We start from the raw sequence: 16,142 nt of genomic DNA, 5'->3' as shown, positions 1-16,142 counted from the left end.
GGGTGAGGCTGTCGCACCCTGCCCGCTGCTCCGGCGCCTAGCAGCCGCGGCAGATGCTCTTGATCTTCTTGTCGAGCGCCTGATTTTCCTTGCTGAGGGGATCGTTGGGGTCGCTCAGGTTCTTCTCGTTGGGCACATCGGCGACGCGCGGCTGACGATGGCCCACGGGTGCCAACGGCGTCGATCCAGAGGTCGCGCCCCCGGATGTCGATCCCTTGGGGCTGCCGGTCTGCGCAACCGCCGCGCCGCCGAGCAAGACCACGAGCGATACTGCCACCATGATCTTCTTCATGTCTCTCCCTCCATTCCTCGAGCCAGCATCTCCATCGCGACCGCTCAGGTCTCGGGCGGATAGAGGTGAACGTCGCCGCAATAATCCACGATACGATAGCGCGTTTCTTGATCTGCATCACGCGCATCGGGTGCGGTATTTTGCATCGGCACCACGTAATTCGGCCCCACCGGCGACTTGCCGGCGCCGCCGGGAATGTCGATGACATAGTCGGGCTGACACAAGCCGGACACCCGTCCGCGCAGCTGCCGCATCAAATCCTGCCCCTCGGCGAGTGTCGTTCGCAGATGCGCCGTGCCGGGCGCGAGATCGCCGTGATGCAGGTAGTAGGGCTTGATCCGGCATTCGACGAAAGCTCGCATCAAATCCGACAGAGCGGTCGAATTGTCATTGACGCCGCGCAAAAGCACGGACTGGCTGACCATGGGAATTCCGGCATCGACCAGCCGCGCGCAGGCGGCACGCGCCGGCCCCGTCAGTTCGCGCGCATGGTTGGCATGCAGCGCCACCCAGGTGGTCGCGCCTTCGGCCTTCAGCGCCGCGACCATCTCGTCGCTGATGCGCGCGGGCTCGGCCACCGGCACGCGAGTGTGAAGGCGGATGATCTTGACGTGATCGATGCCGGCCAGATCGGCCATGATCTCGCTCATCCGCCGCGGCGACAGCATCAGGGGATCGCCCCCGGTCAGAATCACCTCCCAGATCTCGCTGTGCGAGCGGATGTAGTCGATCGCCGCGTGATAGGCGTCGTCCGAGAGCGCGTTCTCCTTGCCGGGTCCGACCATCTCGCGGCGGAAGCAGAAGCGGCAATAGACCGCGCAGACGTGAACGAGCTTGAACAGCACGCGGTCGGGATAGCGATGCACGATCCCGGGAACCGGCGAGTGCGGATGATCGCCGATCGGATCTGCGTTCTCGCCCGGCTGCATCACCAGCTCCGCGGCCGTCGGAACGAATTGCCGCGCGATGGGATCGTCGGGATCGGACCTGTCGATCAGATCGAGCAGCGCCGGCGTGATCGCAACCGCATAGCGCGCGGCAACGCGATCGAGCGCCGGCAGCGCTGTGGCGGGCGCCAGCTGCTCGGCCACTAGTTCGGCCGGCTCGCGCAATGTCCGTGCAAGATTGCTCTTCGTCATGTTTCGCTTAACGTTTCATTTGCTGGCGGCGTCCACACCACCTGATCAATTCGCGATGCGCCGCTGGCCAGCATCACCAGCCGGTCGAAGCCGAGCGCGACGCCGCTCGCCTCCGGCATCGCCGCGACCGCGGCCAGAAAGTCCTCGTCCAGCGGATAGGCTTCGCCGTAGCGGCGTTGCTTCTCTGCCATGGATTGCGTGAAGCGCTTGCGCTGCTCCTCGGCGTCGGTCAGTTCCCCAAAGCCGTTGGCGAGTTCGACACCGCAGGCATAGATCTCGAACCGCTCGGCAACGCGGGGATCGCCCGCCTTCACGCGCGCCAGTGCCGCCTCTGGAGATGGGTATTCGAACAGAATGGTCAAACGCCCCTGCCCCAGATGAGGCTCGACATGCTCGACCAGGACCTTGCTGAAGATGTCGGACCAGGTGTCGTCCTCGGCCACGCGGACCTTGCCGGCAGCGGCCCGGGCGAGCGCTGCACGGTCGCCCTCGCCGCCGGAAATGGTCGCTAGCAGGTCGATTCCCGCAAACTGCTCGAAGGCGCCGGCCACCGTCACGAGCTCCGGCTCCGCGAAGGGATCGGCGGTCCGGCCGCGGAAGGCGAAGGTGCCGATCCCGGTCGCCTGGGCCGCGCGGGCGATCAGGACGACGCAGTCGGCCATGATGGCGTCATAGGGGGCGTCTGCCCGGTACCATTCCAACATGGTGAATTCGGGCAAATGCAGGTCGCCGCGCTCGCGGTCCCGGAACACCCGGGCGAACTCGAAAATCCGGGTCTCCCCGGCCGCCAGCAGCTTCTTGCATGCGAATTCCGGCGAGGTCCGCAAATATCGGCTCACACGGCTGCCGTCGGGTCGCATGATCTCCGTCCGGGGGGCGTGCAGGTGGGTCTCGTTGCCCGGAGAGACCTGGAGAACGGAGGTTTCGACCTCGACGAAGCCCTGCTCGGCGAAAAACCCCCGTAGAGCCCCGGTGATTGCTCCCCTGGCCTGCAGGAAGGGCCGGCGGTCGAGATGCCGCGAGGGGGACCAGAACGGCGACATCGGCTTGTCCCCAGCCATTAACCGGGCGTCCCGCAGGCCAGCAAAATGCTGGCATCCAACGGCAAAACCAGTATGTTGCGGCCCGAAACGGGTGCCGCGGTCTGATTTGGGGCCCCAGGTCCCCCATCAATTTGACCACGTCCTGGCCCGAGCCGGGCCAAGCAAGCAGGAAATAAAGCTTTGAGAGTCATCGCCAGTTCTATTCGCAAGGGCAACGTGATCGAGCAAGACGGCAAGCTATATGTCGTCGTGACCGCCGAGAACATCCATCCCGGCAAGGGCACCCCGGTTAGCCAGATCGAAATGCGCCGAATCTCGGACGGGGTAAAGATCTCCGAGCGCTACAAGACCACCGACCAGGTCGAGAAGGCCACGATCGAAGAACGCAACTTCACCTATCTCTATGAAGACGGTGACGGTTTCCACTTCATGAACCCGGAAACCTATGACCAGGTCCAGGTGTCCAAGGACGTCATCGGCGACGCCGCGGCCTATCTTCAGGAGAGCATGACGGTTAAATTGTCGACGCACGACGTCAACGTGGTGTCGATCGCGTTGCCGCAGCGCGTGACGCTCGAAGTGGTCGAGACCGAGCCTGTGACCAAGGGCCAGACCGCCTCCTCGTCCTACAAGCCGGCGATTTTGTCCAACGGCGTGCGCACCACGGTGCCGCCGCACATCGCCGTCGGCACCCGAATCGTGGTGATGACCGAAGACGGCTCCTACTCCGAGCGCGCCAAGGACTGACGGGGCCAAAGCGAGCGCAACAGGTGCCGCCGGGGGGCGAGACAGTGGTTGGGAAAAGTTTCCGCTTCGTCTCGCAACTTCTGGCGTCGCTTTCGCTCCTCCTTGCCTCTCCGCTTGCTGCGGATGAATTCCGCAGCCCCTCCCTCACAGCCCTGCGCGCCGATTGGCGCGCGGCGCTCGACCAGCTCCGCACCGAAATCAACGCCCATCCCCGGGCCGCGGACGATTTCATCTTCGCACCGCGTCGTTCGGTGCCGCGCTACGATCCGCGCACGATGCCGGCGCTGGTGCAGCTCAACGCGATCTCCTCGCAATTCTTCACCGGCATCGCCCGCAGCTCCGTGCCCGTGCTGCTGCCGTTCGACGCAGCCGCTTATTTCGAAGCACGGCGCAATGGCGCGCCGGCGACCCTCGCGTTGCCGCGCTACCAGGCCGACTTCAATTCCGTCGACATGTTCGATGCCGGCCCGGCCGGATACAGCGCGACCTTCTCGTTCGAGCCTGGCGCCGGAGACGGCATGCCGAGCCGGGTCTTCGCAAGGCCGGTCGAGGTGCAGATCACGGGTTCGGCGCTCGTCTATGACATTGCCGACCCCTCGGGCGGCAAGGGCGAGCCGGTCAAACCGCTCGCAACGCTCTACCCGGACCTGCGAAAATTCATCCGGGAAGGCTATGTCCGCTACGCTTTCACCCGTTTCGGCGTCCCCTATGTGGTCTCGATCCAATGCCTCGACAGCGTCGCCAAGCCGCGGCGGCTTGCCTGCAAGGAGGCCCATCCGGTCGCCGAGCGTTTCCTTAAGGCGCTGCGCGTGGCCGGCGGCCAGCGCATGCGGTCGCTGACGGACATCGCTTCGAACATTCTCGATCGTCCGGCGGGGCGTTCTGCGGACTTCACCTACCGGCCGAGCGGCGACATCATCCCGAACACCGGCTATCGCAAGCTGGGCGGCCATCCCGACGTGATGGCCTATGCACAGATCCGCTTTCCTCTCGAAAAGGCGCCCGCGTTCGTGCGCTCGCAATCCTATGCCAAGCGCGACAAGATGGAGAGCACGACCGCCTATCCCTGGCGCGACAATTTCTGCGAATCCCGCAGTTTCGAGGTCTGGCAATGCGGCGGCGGCTATGGCCATCAGGGCGAGGACATCCGCGCGGCCGGGTGCCCCCCGCCCGGTGAAGGCCGCGAAGCCTGCGATCCCAAGCAGCGCGCCGTCGTCGCCGTGCGCGATGCGAAGGTCATCCGCGCCTCCAAGGACCAGGCCGTGACGCTGCAAGTCAACAGCCGGACCGAGCACATCCGTTTCCGCTACATGCATATGAACCCGCAGGCGCTGAACGCAGATGGCGTGCTCAATGGCCGCATCGTATCGGAGGGCGAGAAGATCGGCGTGGTCTCGAACTATCTCGATCATCCCGCCGGCACCTCGATGCACCTGCATTTTGACGTGCAGGTGTTCACCCGTGACGGCTGGATTTGGGTCAGTCCTTACGTCACGCTGGTCTCCGCCTATGAGCGCCTGATCCGCGCCCGCGGCCGCGAGGTTGGCCCGGAGATCGCAGGCACGCCGCAGCCCGTGGCGCATGCGCTGCCGGAGGACGTGATCAAGCCGGACCAGCGCGAAGGATCGAGCGGCGAAGAGAATTGACGCTGCTCGTCCCCATGCCGGGCGGCCGAAGGAACAGGGTTGATGAGTGCCGGACTGATTGGTCTTCTCGATGATATCGCGGCGATTGCAAAGGTGGCGGCGGCCTCGCTCGACGATGTAGCGGGCCAGACGGCCAAGGCGGGAGCAAAGGCGGCGGGCGTGGTCATCGATGATGCAGCCGTCACGCCGAACTACGTGATCGGCTTTGCCTCGAAACGCGAACTGCCGATCGTGGGCAAGATTGCGGCTGGGTCGCTGCGCAACAAATTGCTGATCCTGCTGCCGATCGCCCTGTTGCTTGGTTATTTCCTTCCCGCCGCGGTCACGCCGCTGCTCATGCTGGGCGGAGCCTTTCTCTGCTACGAGGGTGTCGAGAAGGTACTCGAAGCCGCGATGCCGCATCATGCGCGCCACGAAGAAGCTCAGCTCCAGCCGATTGCGTTGAACGCGCGGTCGGTCGAGGACGAGAAGGTCGCGAGCGCCATCAAGACGGATTTCATCCTCTCGGCGGAGATCATGGCGATCACGCTGGCAGCCGTCCCCGCGGGCAGCATCTGGACGCAGGCGCTCGTGCTGGCGCTCGTCGCCATTTTCATCACAGTCGGTGTCTACGGCGTGGTCGCCCTGATCGTGAAGGCGGACGATGTCGGCCTGGCCCTTGCGCGGTATGATCGCGCCTCGGTCATTGGCGGCGCAATCCGACTGCTTGGACGTGCGCTCGTCCGCGGCATGCCTGCCTTCCTTGCGGTACTGAGCACCATCGGCACCGCCGCGATGATCTGGGTCGGGGGCGGCATCATCCTGCACGGCATCGAACAATACGGCCCACCAGTGGTCGGCCAAACGGTCCATTCCGCGACGGAGGCTGCCGTGCATCTCCTTCCCACCATCGCCGGCATCGTCGAATGGTCGGTCGAGGCAGCCATCTCAGGCGTCGTTGGGCTCCTCGTCGGCGCAGCTGCGATACCGGGCGTCGCATACGGTCTTTCGCCGTTATGGAAACGTCTGAAGCGATCGCAGCCGACCTGAACAAAAGCGGCTTCGGATTGTGAGTGCCAGCTACTCCAACAGCGTCGTGAGTTGCGCGCCCTCGTCCGCCACGAAGACCGCGATCAATTCCGCCGGCTCCGTGGTGCTGGCATTGGCCGAGACCAGGTGCGTCGAGCCGGGCGGCTCGAAGAAGGACTGGCCGACGCCAAACGTCTCGACCGGGCCACCGCCGAGCTGGGAGCGGATCTCGCCCTTGGTGATGTAAGCGGTGACGGATCCTGCGTGACGATGCGGCCGCGAAAACCCGCCGGGACCATAGAACACACGCACGATGGTGACGCGCTTGCCCGGTACGTTCGGCAGCGCGTAGGAGCCGATCGGTTCGACCTTGTCCAGCGGCGAGCTTTCGGCGGCGGTGGCGCAAAGCGGCGAGAGTGCGCCGGATATGGCGTCCATCGTCACCGGCAGCGCCTTTCCGATCGCAAGGGCACAGGCGAGCCCGCCGACGACGGCGATCGCCATCGAACGCGATGGCACCGGGCGTTGTGTGGCGGCCAAATTCATTGCAGTCATGACAACCTCCCTTCGTGGCAATCAGGATGCCGCCGCATTCGCTGCGACCGGCCGCGTCGCCGGCGTCCAGTGAAACGCCGCACCAAAACGGTTCCAGACGTTGATCGATGCGACCGCCGAGGTCAGGTACGTCAGCTCCGTCTCGGAGAATTCACGGCTCGCCTCGGCATACACCTCTTCGCCGACTCCGTCGGGCAGGCAGGTCAGTGCCTCGGCCCAGGCCAGCGCGGCACGTTCGCGCGCGGAAAAGATCGGCGCCTCGCGCCAGACCACGACCAGATTGAGTTTGTCGACGGGCACGCCGATCCGCTCCGAAAGCAGGATGTGATGCTGCAGGCAGAAGGCGCAGCCGTTGATCTGCGAGGCCCGCAGCTTGACCAGTTCGAGAAGCTGCTTGTCGAGGCCGGCCTTGGCCGCCACCTGGCCCAGGGCCAGCACCAGCTCATACGCATCGGGCGCGATCTTCTTGAAATCCTCGTATTCGCTGCGGGCGTGTGACATTGCCGTTCACCTCGTGGTATTGTAAGAGCACTGATACAGTATAAGAGCACTTATATGATGCGCAAGCCGGCCGACATCACGAGATCGCAACTCCGGCGGAAGGCACCCACGGCTGCCCCGGCGGTGCGCGTGCCAGCCCCAGGGGAAGGCAAGCGCGGCGAGCAAGGCTATCTCGGCTATCTGCTGCGCCAGGCCCACGCCGCTGTCCGCCTGACGATGGAGCGGTCGCTGGTCGATCTCGGTGTCACCTCACCGCAATTCGCGGTGCTGACCATGCTCAATGCCTATCCGGGCCTCTCGGGCGCCGACGTTGCCCGCCTCACCTTTCTGACGCCCCAGACCGTCGGCGTCATCATCCGCAATCTCGAACGTGACGGTGCGATTTTGATGACGCCCCATCCCGTCCACGGCCGCATCCAGCAATGGACGCTGACGCCGCGCGGCGCGACGCTCTTGAAAGCGTGCCGGGAACGGGTGATTGCGTTGGAGAAGCGCCTTGCCGCCGGGCTCGACGCCAAGGCCGAAGCAAGCATTCGCCGATGGCTCGCAGGCATCGCGGCCGATTTGCAGGAGGACTAGGCGAAGCGCGCTTGCCGCTGGCGGGATCTAGTCGCCGCAGTCGCCACCGTCCGAATCCGAGAAGTCACTGACGGCGCCGTCGCCTTGAATACCGCGCCCAAAGTTCTCCGCAAGGATCATTAGGATGACGACGAACAACCCGGCGCCGAAAGGCCAGGGATTGGCACGGATGATGTCGAACAGTTCCTGCATCCACGCATTGTGCGCAGACGGAAGCGAATCGACCGTAAAGCGACAGGCTCAAAATTGGGGATATCCGTTCGGGCGCGTGGCCTATTTGCTACGAGCGCGCCCTATTTGCCCTTCAATACTTTCTTAACCTCGCCGCCGGGCCAGGTCTCGCCCGCTGCGATCACCCGGACGCGGCTTTGATCGGCGTCGTTCACCAGCTCATGCGGACTCACGCGGTCGCCGCTTCGCTCCAGGTGCAGATCGGTTTCGGGCTTCCAGCTCAGCGTGGTCGCGAGATCGCCGGGAAAGATCTGCCATTGCGACCCGTCGTCGAGCTCGACGACATGACTTTCCGCATGCGCGCGTATCTTCATTCCACCCCGAATTCTTGATGAACGGACGGCGTGCGACGGCGGGCCCCGGCGATCGGCCGGGGCCCACTCTATCAGTCGTTGTCGTGATGAATCACGGTCTTGCTGCGATTGCCGAATTCATCTTCCTTCTTGATCACCGTGGTGCGGTCGGCGGGTTCGCGCTCCTTGATGATCGTGGTGCGGTCGCGATCGCGGTCCCGCTCACGATATTCGTGAGACTGTCCGACCGTCACGCCGGCACCGACCGGACCGACGTGAACGCCGACTTCGTCGGCAAACGCGGGCGCGGCGATGGCGGTGACCATGGCGGCGGCAAACAGATATTTCCTCATCTTCTCCTCCTCAATCGTGATGCGGGGGAAATGCGGGAGTGCGACAGTTTGTTCCGGGGAACGCGAGGCTCGCGTCTGTTTCTGCAGTTCTAGGAACCAGGTCACAGCCGCCATGTTTCCCGCTAGAATGGCTCCATGAAACACGCTGATTCCATAGCCTCACGCAGCCGCCGCGCTCTGCTTCGATCCACGCTCGGCGCAGCCGCACTCGTCGCAATCCCGACGCGCATCCTGGCCGCGCCTCCAGGCTTCGAGGAATGGCGTGAGGGTTTTCGCGCACGCGCAATGGCCAAGGGCATCTCGGCCGCGACCTGGCAGCGCGCGATGGCGCGGGTCGAACCCGACATGAGCGTGTTCAAGCAGATGCGCAACCAGCCCGAATTCCATGAGCAGGTCTGGCAATACATCAACCGCCGCGTCTCCGACTGGCGCATCATCAACGGCAAGATCGCGCTGAAGAACAACGAGGCGCTGCTCGCACGCATCGAGCGCGATTTCGGCGTCGAGCGCGGCACGCTGCTGGCGCTGTGGGGCGTCGAGTCCGCCTATGGCGATCCGCTGGTGCAGCAGAACCACATGACGCCGGTATTTCCCTCGCTTGCCGCGCTCGCCTGGAATGAGCCGCGACGAAAAGCCTATTGGGAGACCGAGCTGATCAACGCGCTGCGCATCGTCGACAAGGGCTGGAGCACGCCGGAGCAAATGCAGGGATCCTGGGCCGGCGCGATGGGACATTCGCAATGGATGCCGGAAGTCTGGCTCAATGTCGGCATCGACTACGACGGCGACGGCAAGGTGTCGCCGTTCGGCAAGCCCGACGACGCGCTGGGCTCGACCGCAAAATATCTCGTCAATCGCGGCAAATGGCACCGCGGCGAGCATTGGGGCTACGAGGTGCGCGCGCCCAGTGAGATGAGCGGCAGCCGGACCTACGCGGCATGGCAGGCGTCCGGCGTCACCCGCGCCGACGGCCAGCCGTTCCCGCAACCCTCCGCGTCCGCGCAGATATGGACCCCGGTTGCGGGCGGGCCGACGTTTCTGCTGGGGCCGAATTTCAACGCGGTGAAGAGCTACAATCCCTCGATGAACTATGCGCTGGCGATCTGCCATCTCGGCGACCGCTGCCTCGGCGGCCCGCCTTTCATCCAGCCGTTTCCCGGCTCCGAGCGCGCTCTGACGCTCGCCGAGGTGCAGGAGATGCAGACGCGCCTGACTAAGGCCGGCTTCGACACCGGCGGCACCGACGGTCGCGTCGGCAACGACACCATGAAGGCGATCAAGGATTTTCAGCAGCGCGCGGGCATCGCGCCTGCGGACGGCTATGGCGGGCTGAAGGTGCTGGCGAAGCTGCGCCAGGGGTCATAGGCCGGCTCAATGCCGGTATTGCGGCTCCTCCGCATCGAGCTGGCGGCGGATCGCCGCAAGATGCAGCCGCGCGGATTCGGAATCGCCCTCGCGCATCTGCCTGTAGGTCTCGGCCGCAATGGCGGAATCGACCGGCAATACCTGTCGCCCGGTCGACATCGCCAGCACCTGCACCTCGGCGGCGCGTTCGAGATAATAGAGATCGTCCCAGGCCTCCGCGATGGTCGGTGCCAGCACCATCACGCCGTGATGCTTCATGAAGATGATATCGGCATCCCCAACGGCCGATGCGATGCGCGCGCCTTCGCGGTTATCGAGCGCGAGGCCGTTGTAGTCGCGGTCCACGGCCGTGCGACCGTAGAATTTCAGCGCGGTCTGGCCAGCCCAGATCAGCGGATCGCCCTCGGTCATCGACAGCGCCGTGGCGTAGGGCATGTGGGTGTGGAAGGCGACCTTGGCGCGCGGCAGGCGCTTGTGCATCTCGGCATGGATGTAGAACGCGGTCGCCTCGGGCACCCCCTCGCCGTCGAGCACGTTGCCGTGGAAATCGCAGATCAGCAGCTTTGACGCGGTCAGCTCGCGGAAGGCGTAGCCGTAAGGGTTGACCAGGAAGAGATCGTCATGGCCCGGCACCACGGCCGAGAAGTGGTTGCAGATGCCCTCCTCAAAGCCGTTGCGCGCAGCCATGCGGAAGCAGGCGGCAAGATCCTCGCGCGCGCTGCGGATCGCATCGCTCGCGAGATCCGGACGGTTCGAGCGAAACGTTGCTGGCGTGGATGAAGAAGAGTGAAGGCTGTGCGCCATGGCGGAAGGACACCTCTGTCGGTCGGAAGACGCCCGCGTTGTACAGGGGCTGCGCCTGCGCGTCAGCCCCTGCGGGCGCCACCCTGCCCTTCGCAGCCCGCGCGGCGGCTATTGCCGCCGGGCCACGCCGCCGGCGTTCATGCCGCCGTCGATGACGAGCTCGCTGCCGGTGACATAGCGCGAGGCATCGGAGGCCAGATACAGCACGCCGGAGGCGATCTCGGCGGCCTGGCCGGCCCGGCCGAGCGGCGTGACCACGCGCGCACGCTCCTCGGGATCGATCGGCGCGTTGCCGTGGTTGCCGGTCGCGCCGGTCGGGATCTTGCCCCAGATCGGCGTGTCGATGATGCCGGGATGGATGGAGTTGACACGGATGCCGTCGCCGGCGGCCGCGCATTCCATCGCGATCGATTTTGCGAACAGCCGCACGCCGCCCTTGGTCGCCGAATAGGCCGACAGCCCGGGCGCGCCGCGCAGGCCCGCAAGCGAGGACATCATGACGATTGAGCCGCCGCCGGTCTTGCGCATCAAGGGCAGGCAATGCTTGACCGAGAGGAACACGCCGTCGAGGTTGATCGCGTTCTGCTTGCGCCAGTCGCTGAGCGTCATGTCGACGATCGAGGGCACGGCAATGCCGATGCCGGCGTTGGAGACGAGAATATCGAGCCGGCCAAAGCGCTTCGCGATCTCGGCTGTGATCTCGATCCAGCGCTCTTCGCTGGTGACGTCCTGCTCCAGGAAAATCGCCTTGCCGCCGGCCTTGGTGATGCGATTGGCGAGTTCTGGACCTCGCAGTTCGTCGATGTCGGTGGCGATGACGCTGGCGCCCTCGCGCGCGAACAGCTCGACGACGGCCTCGCCGATGCCGGAGGCACCGCCCGTCACCAGCGCCACTTTACCCTCAACCTGCCCTGCCATGTTCACTCCCATTTTTGTTTTTGTCTTCCTATCTAATCATGGATGGTCCCTGGTCGGGTAGCGCGACGTCGATGACCCGGAATTGCACACGCTCGGCGCCCTGGTAGCGATCGACCGACAATGATCCCGCGACATGCAATGGCTGGCCGCGATTGGCAACGAGCGCGTTGCCGAGCTTCTGTCCGATCGAACGGAACGCGATGCCGTTGACGATGGCGCCGTCGCCCGACTTGAAGCGCAGCCTCAAATGCGCCTGTCCCACCTCGTCGGCATAGACGAGCTGGTGCGCCGGCAGCGCCAACACCACTTCCGGATTGCCGCTGCCGAAGGGACCTGCGCGGTTGAGGGTCGTTGCAAGCTCGGTCGTCACCGCGCGCGCGGAGACCGCGCCGTCGATGTAGAGCTCGTTGACGTGGCGCGCCTCGGCAACGTCGCGCGCCAACGCATGCTCGAGATAGGCGCGAAACTCGGCGAGCTTTTCCTTCCGCAGCGTGACGCCGGCAGCCATCGCGTGGCCGCCACCCTTGAGCAGAATGCCGTCGGCGACCGCCTGCCGCACCGCCTTGCCGATATCGACGCCGGCAATCGAGCGGCCGGAGCCCGTGCCGATGCCGCCGGGCTCCAGCGCGATTGCGAAGGCGGGCCGCGAGAACTTCTCCTTCAGCCGGGACGCAACGAGACCGACCACGCCGGGATGCCAGCCTTCGGAGGCCGTCACGATCACGCCGATCTTGTCCTCGAGCCCGATCGAGGCGAGTGCCTCGGCCTCGGCCTGCGCTTCGGCCGCCTGCTCGATGACTCGGCGCTCGCTGTTGAGACGGTCGAGCTCGGCGGCGATCCGCGCGGCCTCGACGCTGTCGCCCTCCAAAAGCAGCCGCACGCCGAGATCGGCGCGGCCGATGCGGCCGCCGGCATTGATGCGCGGCCCCAGCATGAAACCGAGATGCCAGGCCTCCGGCGGGCCGTTGAGCCGCGCCACGTCCATCAGCGCGGTGTGGCCGACATGGTCGCGCCGCCGCATCGCGATCAGGCCTTTGGCGACGAAAGCGCGGTTGAGACCGATCAGCGGCGCGACATCGGCAACCGTGCCGAGCGCAACGTGATGCAGCATGCCGAGCAGATCCGGTTCGGGCATCCCCGCATTCCAGAAGCCGCGCTGGCGTAATTCACGATTGACCGCGACCAGCGTCACCAGCACGAGGCCGACGGCGGCGAGATGGCCGAGGCCGGAGAGATCGTCGAGCCGGTTCGGATTGACCAGCGCGTCGACCTCCGGCAGCTCCGTGCCGGCCTGGTGATGGTCGATCACGACGACCGACATGCCGAGACGTTTTGCTTCGGCGAGCGGCTCGATGCTGGTGGTGCCGCAATCGACGGTGACGAGCAGCGTGGCGCCCTTTGCGGCCAGCGCACGCACGGCTTCCGTGTTGGGCCCGTAGCCCTCGAAGATGCGGTCGGGAATGTGGATCAGCGGATCAAGCCCGCAATGGCGCAGATGCCAGGTCAACAGCGCCGCCGAGGTCGCGCCGTCGACATCGTAGTCGCCGAAGATCGCGACCTTCTCGCCGTTCGCAGCGGCATCCGCGATCCGCTTCGCGGCGGCCTCCATCTCCGTCACCGTGAACGGGTCCGGCAGAAGCTTGCGGATGGTTGGATCGAGGAAATCTGCGACGGCGTCGCTGTCGACACCGCGGCCTGCCAGCACCCGCGCCAACAGCTCCGGCAGCTGGTGGCGCTGCACGATGGCAAGCGCCTTGGCCGCCCCGCGCGCATCCAGCCGGTCGCGCCAGAGCTTGTCGGTGAGCGAGCGCGCCACTCCCAGGAACGCCTGGGGCGCTTCGACGGGCAAGGCGATGGCGGGCGGCGTCATGAGTTGCGGTCGGTTTGAGGAACCTGGGAGCCGGAGGTCTTGCATCGCCCGGTCGACCGGATGATTGGCCCGCAATCCCCCGGGATTTGCAATGTCTGCGCCGCACAAAGCGGTGGATTGCCGCTTTGCTGCGCGGATTGACTATCATTTGAGCATTCCGCAAAACAGCAAATTAAGCAGGCGTTAGGCGGAATCTTCGAAAAAGACTCGTATTCGATCTGTCAGTGATTGTTCCGGGTTCGTTGCAGATCAGCTCATTGCCAAGGGAAGCCCCCGATGTCTGCTGCGCTGGGTCTCAAAGCCAAGCCGATCGCAACTGAACCCGCTGATGATGATTCCGACATCTCCGCGCTGATCAACCGCCTCACGGCGGAGGTCAACCAGATCGCGGTCGACAAGACCAAGGCGATCCAGCAGATCACCAACCAGATGAAGATGCTGGCGCTGAACGCGCTGATCGAAAGCTCCCGCGCCGGCGCGCAGGGCGCGGGCTTCGCGGTGGTGGCGCAGGAGGTCCGCGGCGTCGGCCAGCAGGTCGAGACCATCGCCCGCGAGCTCGAAAGCCAGCTGACAAAACGGACCGGCGATCTCGTCTCCTCGATCGACCGGATGAGCCAGCGCTCGCGCGGCGAGCGCATGGTCGATTTGTCGCTCAACGCCATCGAGCTGATCGACCGCAACCTCTATGAACGGACCTGCGACGTGCGCTGGTGGGCGACCGATTCAGCCTTGGTCGATTGCGCCGCCTCGCCCGATACCGCAGCCGTTTCCCATGCTTCGCAGCGTCTCGGCGTGATCCTGGGGGCCTACACCGTCTATCTCGACCTCTGGCTCTGCGACCTCGAGGGCAACGTCATCGCCAACGGGCGGGCCGACCGCTTTCACGCCGTCGGCCAGAATGTCGCCCACACCAAATGGTTTCGCGAGGCGAAGACCCTGCGCTCCGGCGACGACTATGTCGCCGGCGACGTCGAGAACCAGCCGCTGCTCGGCAATGCCCAGGTCGCGACCTATTGCGCCAGCGTCCGCGCCGGCGGCCAGGCCAACGGCGCGCCGATCGGGGTGCTCGCCATCCATTTCGACTGGGAGGCACAGGCCCGCGCCATCGTGCAAGGCGTGCGCGTCGGCGACAGCGACAAGGCGCGCGTGCTGCTGGTCGACTCCAGTCTTCGCGTGATCGCCGCCTCGGACGGCCAGGGCATTCTCACCGAGCGCATCCCGCTCGCGCTGGACGGCCAGCGCTCCGGCTTCCATCAGGACCGCACCGGCGCGCTAATCGCCTTCCACGCCACGCCGGGCTACGAGACCTATCGCGGCCTCGGCTGGTATGGCGTGATCATCTGCGGGGCGTGAAGCTGGAGGCGGCCTGCCTATCCAACTCAAAACCGTGAAAACAACCCCATGCACAGTAGCCATCTGGTTGTTTTCATGACGGTTTTTTATCGTGGTTTCACGCGGGCAAAACACCGGCATGCATGCGATCCTGGCGTCGTGCCCGGTCCAGGCTCAGAGCGCTAGGCTCTGGCGATATCGCCGTCGCCCGCCCGCAGCGTCGCTATTCCGAGCGTTTGCGACGGACGCTCCCCGAACATTGCAAGGTAATATTGCGAAAACCGGCCGAGCTCGTAAAAGCCCTGCTGCATGGCGACGGCTGTCACGGTGGTCGAACCGGGTGCGCTCCGGTGCAGGATGGAATGAACAGCGCAAAGACGCTTGTGCCTGAGGAAGCTGACCGGGCCGAGGCCGAACACCTCCTGAAAGGCGCGGTGGAGGGTGCGCCGCGATACGCCCAGCGCCGAGCAAATTTCCGAGACGTGCACCGGACGCGTGCCGGCGTCGTCGAGATACTCCTCGACCCTGCGGATCAGCCGTCGCGCGGAAGGGAGCCAGCCGTTGCCGTCGGGTGGCAGCGACGACGCGACGTTGGCAACCATGCATTCGGCGATCGATCGTTTCCAGAAATCGGCAGTTGACGGCGTCAGCCCATATTTGTTGTCGCGCAGGTGCGACATGACCCGGACCAGGCGGCGCGAGGCGATCGGGCCGGTATCGGGGTCCGCGCGGAAATGACCGCGGCTGCGCCAGGTGTCGGGATCGCTCAGCCGCGGTTCTCCGCCAAACAGCGTCGCGACCTCGTCGAGGTCGAACCGCATGGCGGCGTAAGCGGAGCGGCCGTGAAAAACACCGTCATGTTCGAGCAGCGGCGGAATGACGAGCACATCGTTGAGCTGCATGTCGAACGACCAGTGGGCGACGCGCTCTTCAGCCGCGAGCAGCATCCCGATGATCAGCTTGTTGTCGCTGGAAACCCGCTGCGTGCGCATGCCGACGTTGAAAGCACCAATGCTGAGCGAGAAGTCGCCGATGCCGACATGGGACAACGTTCCGCGCAACCGACCGCGGCCGAGCTGCATCACATCGACATGCGAGCCGTGGACGGCCTGATGAAGGCCTTCGAAACCGTCCAGCTTGCGCGAATCAACCAGAAGGAATTGCCCCATGGCTGTACCCTGTTACTGAAGCGCGACAATTCTGCGGCAGAGAGCAGCGAAATACCACCACAACGCGAAGTTGGTGCGACAAGCAGACTTCGCGTTTTGAGGCAAATCATCGCCGAATTTGTCGCAAGATTTGTCTTGAAATGCCTCGGCGTTGAGGGATTTGCGGCATGGGACATTAGGTCTCACCAAATGCTCGGACAGACTGGCACAAACTGCACATCACAGCCGTCCAATCTTCCGATACCTTTGCAACCTTAGCGATATTGAGCGGACGCGCTCTGCGGATGGCAGAGCGGA

Annotated in this window: 18 protein-coding genes; 6 read left to right on the top strand and 12 right to left on the bottom strand. The window is 65.0% G+C overall.

Going from position 1 to position 16,142, the window contains the following annotated elements:
• Positions 1-37: 37 nt before the first annotated feature.
• The 3 genes from C7G41_RS16290 to epmA are packed head-to-tail and all read right to left on the bottom strand — an operon-like array spanning position 38 to position 2,492.
• Complete coding sequence (locus tag C7G41_RS16290) at positions 38-292, bottom strand: hypothetical protein (RefSeq protein WP_106943495.1); 255 nt, start codon at positions 290-292, stop codon at positions 38-40.
• A gap of 44 nt (positions 293-336) precedes the next feature.
• Entirely contained in the window at positions 337-1,431 is a 1,095-nt protein-coding gene (locus C7G41_RS16285; protein WP_106943494.1) for a lysine-2,3-aminomutase-like protein, read from the bottom strand.
• On the bottom strand, positions 1,428-2,492 hold the full coding sequence (epmA, locus tag C7G41_RS16280; RefSeq protein ID WP_106943493.1) for an EF-P lysine aminoacylase EpmA: 1,065 nt from the start codon (positions 2,490-2,492) through the stop codon (positions 1,428-1,430). The genes C7G41_RS16285 and epmA overlap by 4 nt, the downstream gene beginning before the upstream one ends.
• A gap of 162 nt (positions 2,493-2,654) precedes the next feature.
• On the opposite strand from epmA, the gene efp reads away from it, so the two are divergent.
• Genes efp through C7G41_RS16265 form a run of 3 tightly spaced genes read left to right on the top strand, consistent with a single transcriptional unit; the run spans position 2,655 to position 5,896 of the window.
• Positions 2,655-3,221, top strand: a complete 567-nt coding sequence (efp, locus tag C7G41_RS16275; protein WP_027569909.1) for an elongation factor P — start codon at positions 2,655-2,657, stop codon at positions 3,219-3,221.
• Between the two features lie 23 nt (positions 3,222-3,244).
• Positions 3,245-4,867 carry a peptidoglycan DD-metalloendopeptidase family protein gene (locus C7G41_RS16270; protein WP_106943492.1) on the top strand — a complete coding sequence of 541 codons (1,623 nt, stop codon included), beginning with the start codon at positions 3,245-3,247 and terminating at the stop codon, positions 4,865-4,867.
• 42 nt (positions 4,868-4,909) lie between these two features.
• Positions 4,910-5,896: a DUF808 domain-containing protein gene (locus tag C7G41_RS16265; RefSeq protein WP_106943491.1), complete on the top strand. Its 987-nt coding sequence runs from the start codon at positions 4,910-4,912 to the stop codon at positions 5,894-5,896.
• 30 nt (positions 5,897-5,926) lie between these two features.
• Here C7G41_RS16265 and C7G41_RS16260 read toward each other — a convergent pair whose 3' ends face one another.
• Together C7G41_RS16260 and C7G41_RS16255 are read right to left on the bottom strand one after the other, a co-directional pair.
• Positions 5,927-6,430 (bottom strand): cupin domain-containing protein, encoded by a 504-nt coding sequence (locus C7G41_RS16260; protein WP_106943490.1) that lies wholly within the window; start codon positions 6,428-6,430, stop codon positions 5,927-5,929.
• 21 nt (positions 6,431-6,451) lie between these two features.
• Positions 6,452-6,931: a carboxymuconolactone decarboxylase family protein gene (locus tag C7G41_RS16255; RefSeq protein WP_106943489.1), complete on the bottom strand. Its 480-nt coding sequence runs from the start codon at positions 6,929-6,931 to the stop codon at positions 6,452-6,454.
• A 54-nt stretch (positions 6,932-6,985) separates the two neighbouring features.
• On the opposite strand from C7G41_RS16255, the gene C7G41_RS16250 reads away from it, so the two are divergent.
• Positions 6,986-7,510, top strand: coding sequence for a MarR family winged helix-turn-helix transcriptional regulator (locus tag C7G41_RS16250; protein WP_106943488.1), 525 nt, complete (start codon positions 6,986-6,988; stop codon positions 7,508-7,510).
• A 27-nt stretch (positions 7,511-7,537) separates the two neighbouring features.
• Here the strand turns inward: C7G41_RS16250 and C7G41_RS37825 are convergent, their stop codons facing one another.
• The 3 genes from C7G41_RS37825 to C7G41_RS16240 all read right to left on the bottom strand — a co-directional run bounded on the left by C7G41_RS37825 (position 7,538) and on the right by C7G41_RS16240 (position 8,387).
• Positions 7,538-7,702, bottom strand: coding sequence for a hypothetical protein (locus C7G41_RS37825; RefSeq protein ID WP_199198403.1), 165 nt, complete (start codon positions 7,700-7,702; stop codon positions 7,538-7,540).
• 101 nt (positions 7,703-7,803) lie between these two features.
• Entirely contained in the window at positions 7,804-8,055 is a 252-nt protein-coding gene (locus C7G41_RS16245; protein WP_106943487.1) for a hypothetical protein, read from the bottom strand.
• A 71-nt stretch (positions 8,056-8,126) separates the two neighbouring features.
• Complete coding sequence (locus tag C7G41_RS16240; RefSeq protein ID WP_106943687.1) at positions 8,127-8,387, bottom strand: hypothetical protein; 261 nt, start codon at positions 8,385-8,387, stop codon at positions 8,127-8,129.
• 135 nt (positions 8,388-8,522) lie between these two features.
• On the opposite strand from C7G41_RS16240, the gene C7G41_RS16235 reads away from it, so the two are divergent.
• Positions 8,523-9,752, top strand: a complete 1,230-nt coding sequence (locus C7G41_RS16235) for a lytic murein transglycosylase (RefSeq protein ID WP_106943486.1) — start codon at positions 8,523-8,525, stop codon at positions 9,750-9,752.
• 6 nt (positions 9,753-9,758) lie between these two features.
• Here C7G41_RS16235 and C7G41_RS16230 read toward each other — a convergent pair whose 3' ends face one another.
• The 3 genes from C7G41_RS16230 to recJ all read right to left on the bottom strand — a co-directional run bounded on the left by C7G41_RS16230 (position 9,759) and on the right by recJ (position 13,344).
• The gene (locus tag C7G41_RS16230; protein ID WP_106943485.1) at positions 9,759-10,556 is read right to left on the bottom strand and encodes an aldolase; all 798 of its coding nucleotides are present in this window, start codon (positions 10,554-10,556) and stop codon (positions 9,759-9,761) included.
• A gap of 108 nt (positions 10,557-10,664) precedes the next feature.
• Complete coding sequence (locus tag C7G41_RS16225) at positions 10,665-11,474, bottom strand: SDR family NAD(P)-dependent oxidoreductase (RefSeq protein ID WP_199198402.1); 810 nt, start codon at positions 11,472-11,474, stop codon at positions 10,665-10,667.
• 28 nt (positions 11,475-11,502) lie between these two features.
• On the bottom strand, positions 11,503-13,344 hold the full coding sequence (gene recJ / locus C7G41_RS16220) for a single-stranded-DNA-specific exonuclease RecJ (protein ID WP_106943484.1): 1,842 nt from the start codon (positions 13,342-13,344) through the stop codon (positions 11,503-11,505).
• A gap of 276 nt (positions 13,345-13,620) precedes the next feature.
• Between recJ and C7G41_RS16215 the strand changes: the two genes are divergently transcribed.
• The gene (locus C7G41_RS16215) at positions 13,621-14,697 is read left to right on the top strand and encodes a methyl-accepting chemotaxis protein (protein ID WP_106943483.1); all 1,077 of its coding nucleotides are present in this window, start codon (positions 13,621-13,623) and stop codon (positions 14,695-14,697) included.
• A gap of 161 nt (positions 14,698-14,858) precedes the next feature.
• Here the strand turns inward: C7G41_RS16215 and C7G41_RS16210 are convergent, their stop codons facing one another.
• Positions 14,859-15,845, bottom strand: a complete 987-nt coding sequence (locus C7G41_RS16210; protein ID WP_106943482.1) for a helix-turn-helix domain-containing protein — start codon at positions 15,843-15,845, stop codon at positions 14,859-14,861.
• Between the last annotated feature and the right edge of the window lie 297 nt (positions 15,846-16,142).

This window comes from Bradyrhizobium sp. MOS002 (assembly GCF_003020115.1).
Classification (GTDB): Bacteria; Pseudomonadota; Alphaproteobacteria; order Rhizobiales; family Xanthobacteraceae; genus Bradyrhizobium.
Note: the sequence above shows the minus strand (reverse complement) of the source record. Positions and strands in the feature narration are given on the sequence as shown.

What these genes read in the sequence shown, in the direction of transcription:
- C7G41_RS16255 (WP_106943489.1), bottom strand. Translation starts at nt 6,931, where the DNA reads ATGTCACACGCCCGCAGCGAATACGAGGATTTCAAGAAGATCGCGCCC.
- C7G41_RS16230 (WP_106943485.1), bottom strand. Translation starts at nt 10,556, where the DNA reads ATGGCGCACAGCCTTCACTCTTCTTCATCCACGCCAGCAACGTTTCGC.
- C7G41_RS16215 (WP_106943483.1), top strand. Translation starts at nt 13,621, where the DNA reads ATGTCTGCTGCGCTGGGTCTCAAAGCCAAGCCGATCGCAACTGAACCC.
- C7G41_RS16245 (WP_106943487.1), bottom strand. Translation starts at nt 8,055, where the DNA reads ATGAAGATACGCGCGCATGCGGAAAGTCATGTCGTCGAGCTCGACGAC.
- C7G41_RS16260 (WP_106943490.1), bottom strand. Translation starts at nt 6,430, where the DNA reads ATGACTGCAATGAATTTGGCCGCCACACAACGCCCGGTGCCATCGCGT.
- recJ (WP_106943484.1), bottom strand. Translation starts at nt 13,344, where the DNA reads ATGACGCCGCCCGCCATCGCCTTGCCCGTCGAAGCGCCCCAGGCGTTC.
- C7G41_RS16210 (WP_106943482.1), bottom strand. Translation starts at nt 15,845, where the DNA reads ATGGGGCAATTCCTTCTGGTTGATTCGCGCAAGCTGGACGGTTTCGAA.
- C7G41_RS16265 (WP_106943491.1), top strand. Translation starts at nt 4,910, where the DNA reads ATGAGTGCCGGACTGATTGGTCTTCTCGATGATATCGCGGCGATTGCA.
- C7G41_RS16285 (WP_106943494.1), bottom strand. Translation starts at nt 1,431, where the DNA reads ATGACGAAGAGCAATCTTGCACGGACATTGCGCGAGCCGGCCGAACTA.
- C7G41_RS16225 (WP_199198402.1), bottom strand. Translation starts at nt 11,474, where the DNA reads ATGGCAGGGCAGGTTGAGGGTAAAGTGGCGCTGGTGACGGGCGGTGCC.
- C7G41_RS16290 (WP_106943495.1), bottom strand. Translation starts at nt 292, where the DNA reads ATGAAGAAGATCATGGTGGCAGTATCGCTCGTGGTCTTGCTCGGCGGC.
- C7G41_RS37825 (WP_199198403.1), bottom strand. Translation starts at nt 7,702, where the DNA reads ATGCAGGAACTGTTCGACATCATCCGTGCCAATCCCTGGCCTTTCGGC.
- C7G41_RS16235 (WP_106943486.1), top strand. Translation starts at nt 8,523, where the DNA reads ATGAAACACGCTGATTCCATAGCCTCACGCAGCCGCCGCGCTCTGCTT.
- C7G41_RS16250 (WP_106943488.1), top strand. Translation starts at nt 6,986, where the DNA reads ATGATGCGCAAGCCGGCCGACATCACGAGATCGCAACTCCGGCGGAAG.
- C7G41_RS16240 (WP_106943687.1), bottom strand. Translation starts at nt 8,387, where the DNA reads ATGAGGAAATATCTGTTTGCCGCCGCCATGGTCACCGCCATCGCCGCG.
- epmA (WP_106943493.1), bottom strand. Translation starts at nt 2,492, where the DNA reads ATGGCTGGGGACAAGCCGATGTCGCCGTTCTGGTCCCCCTCGCGGCAT.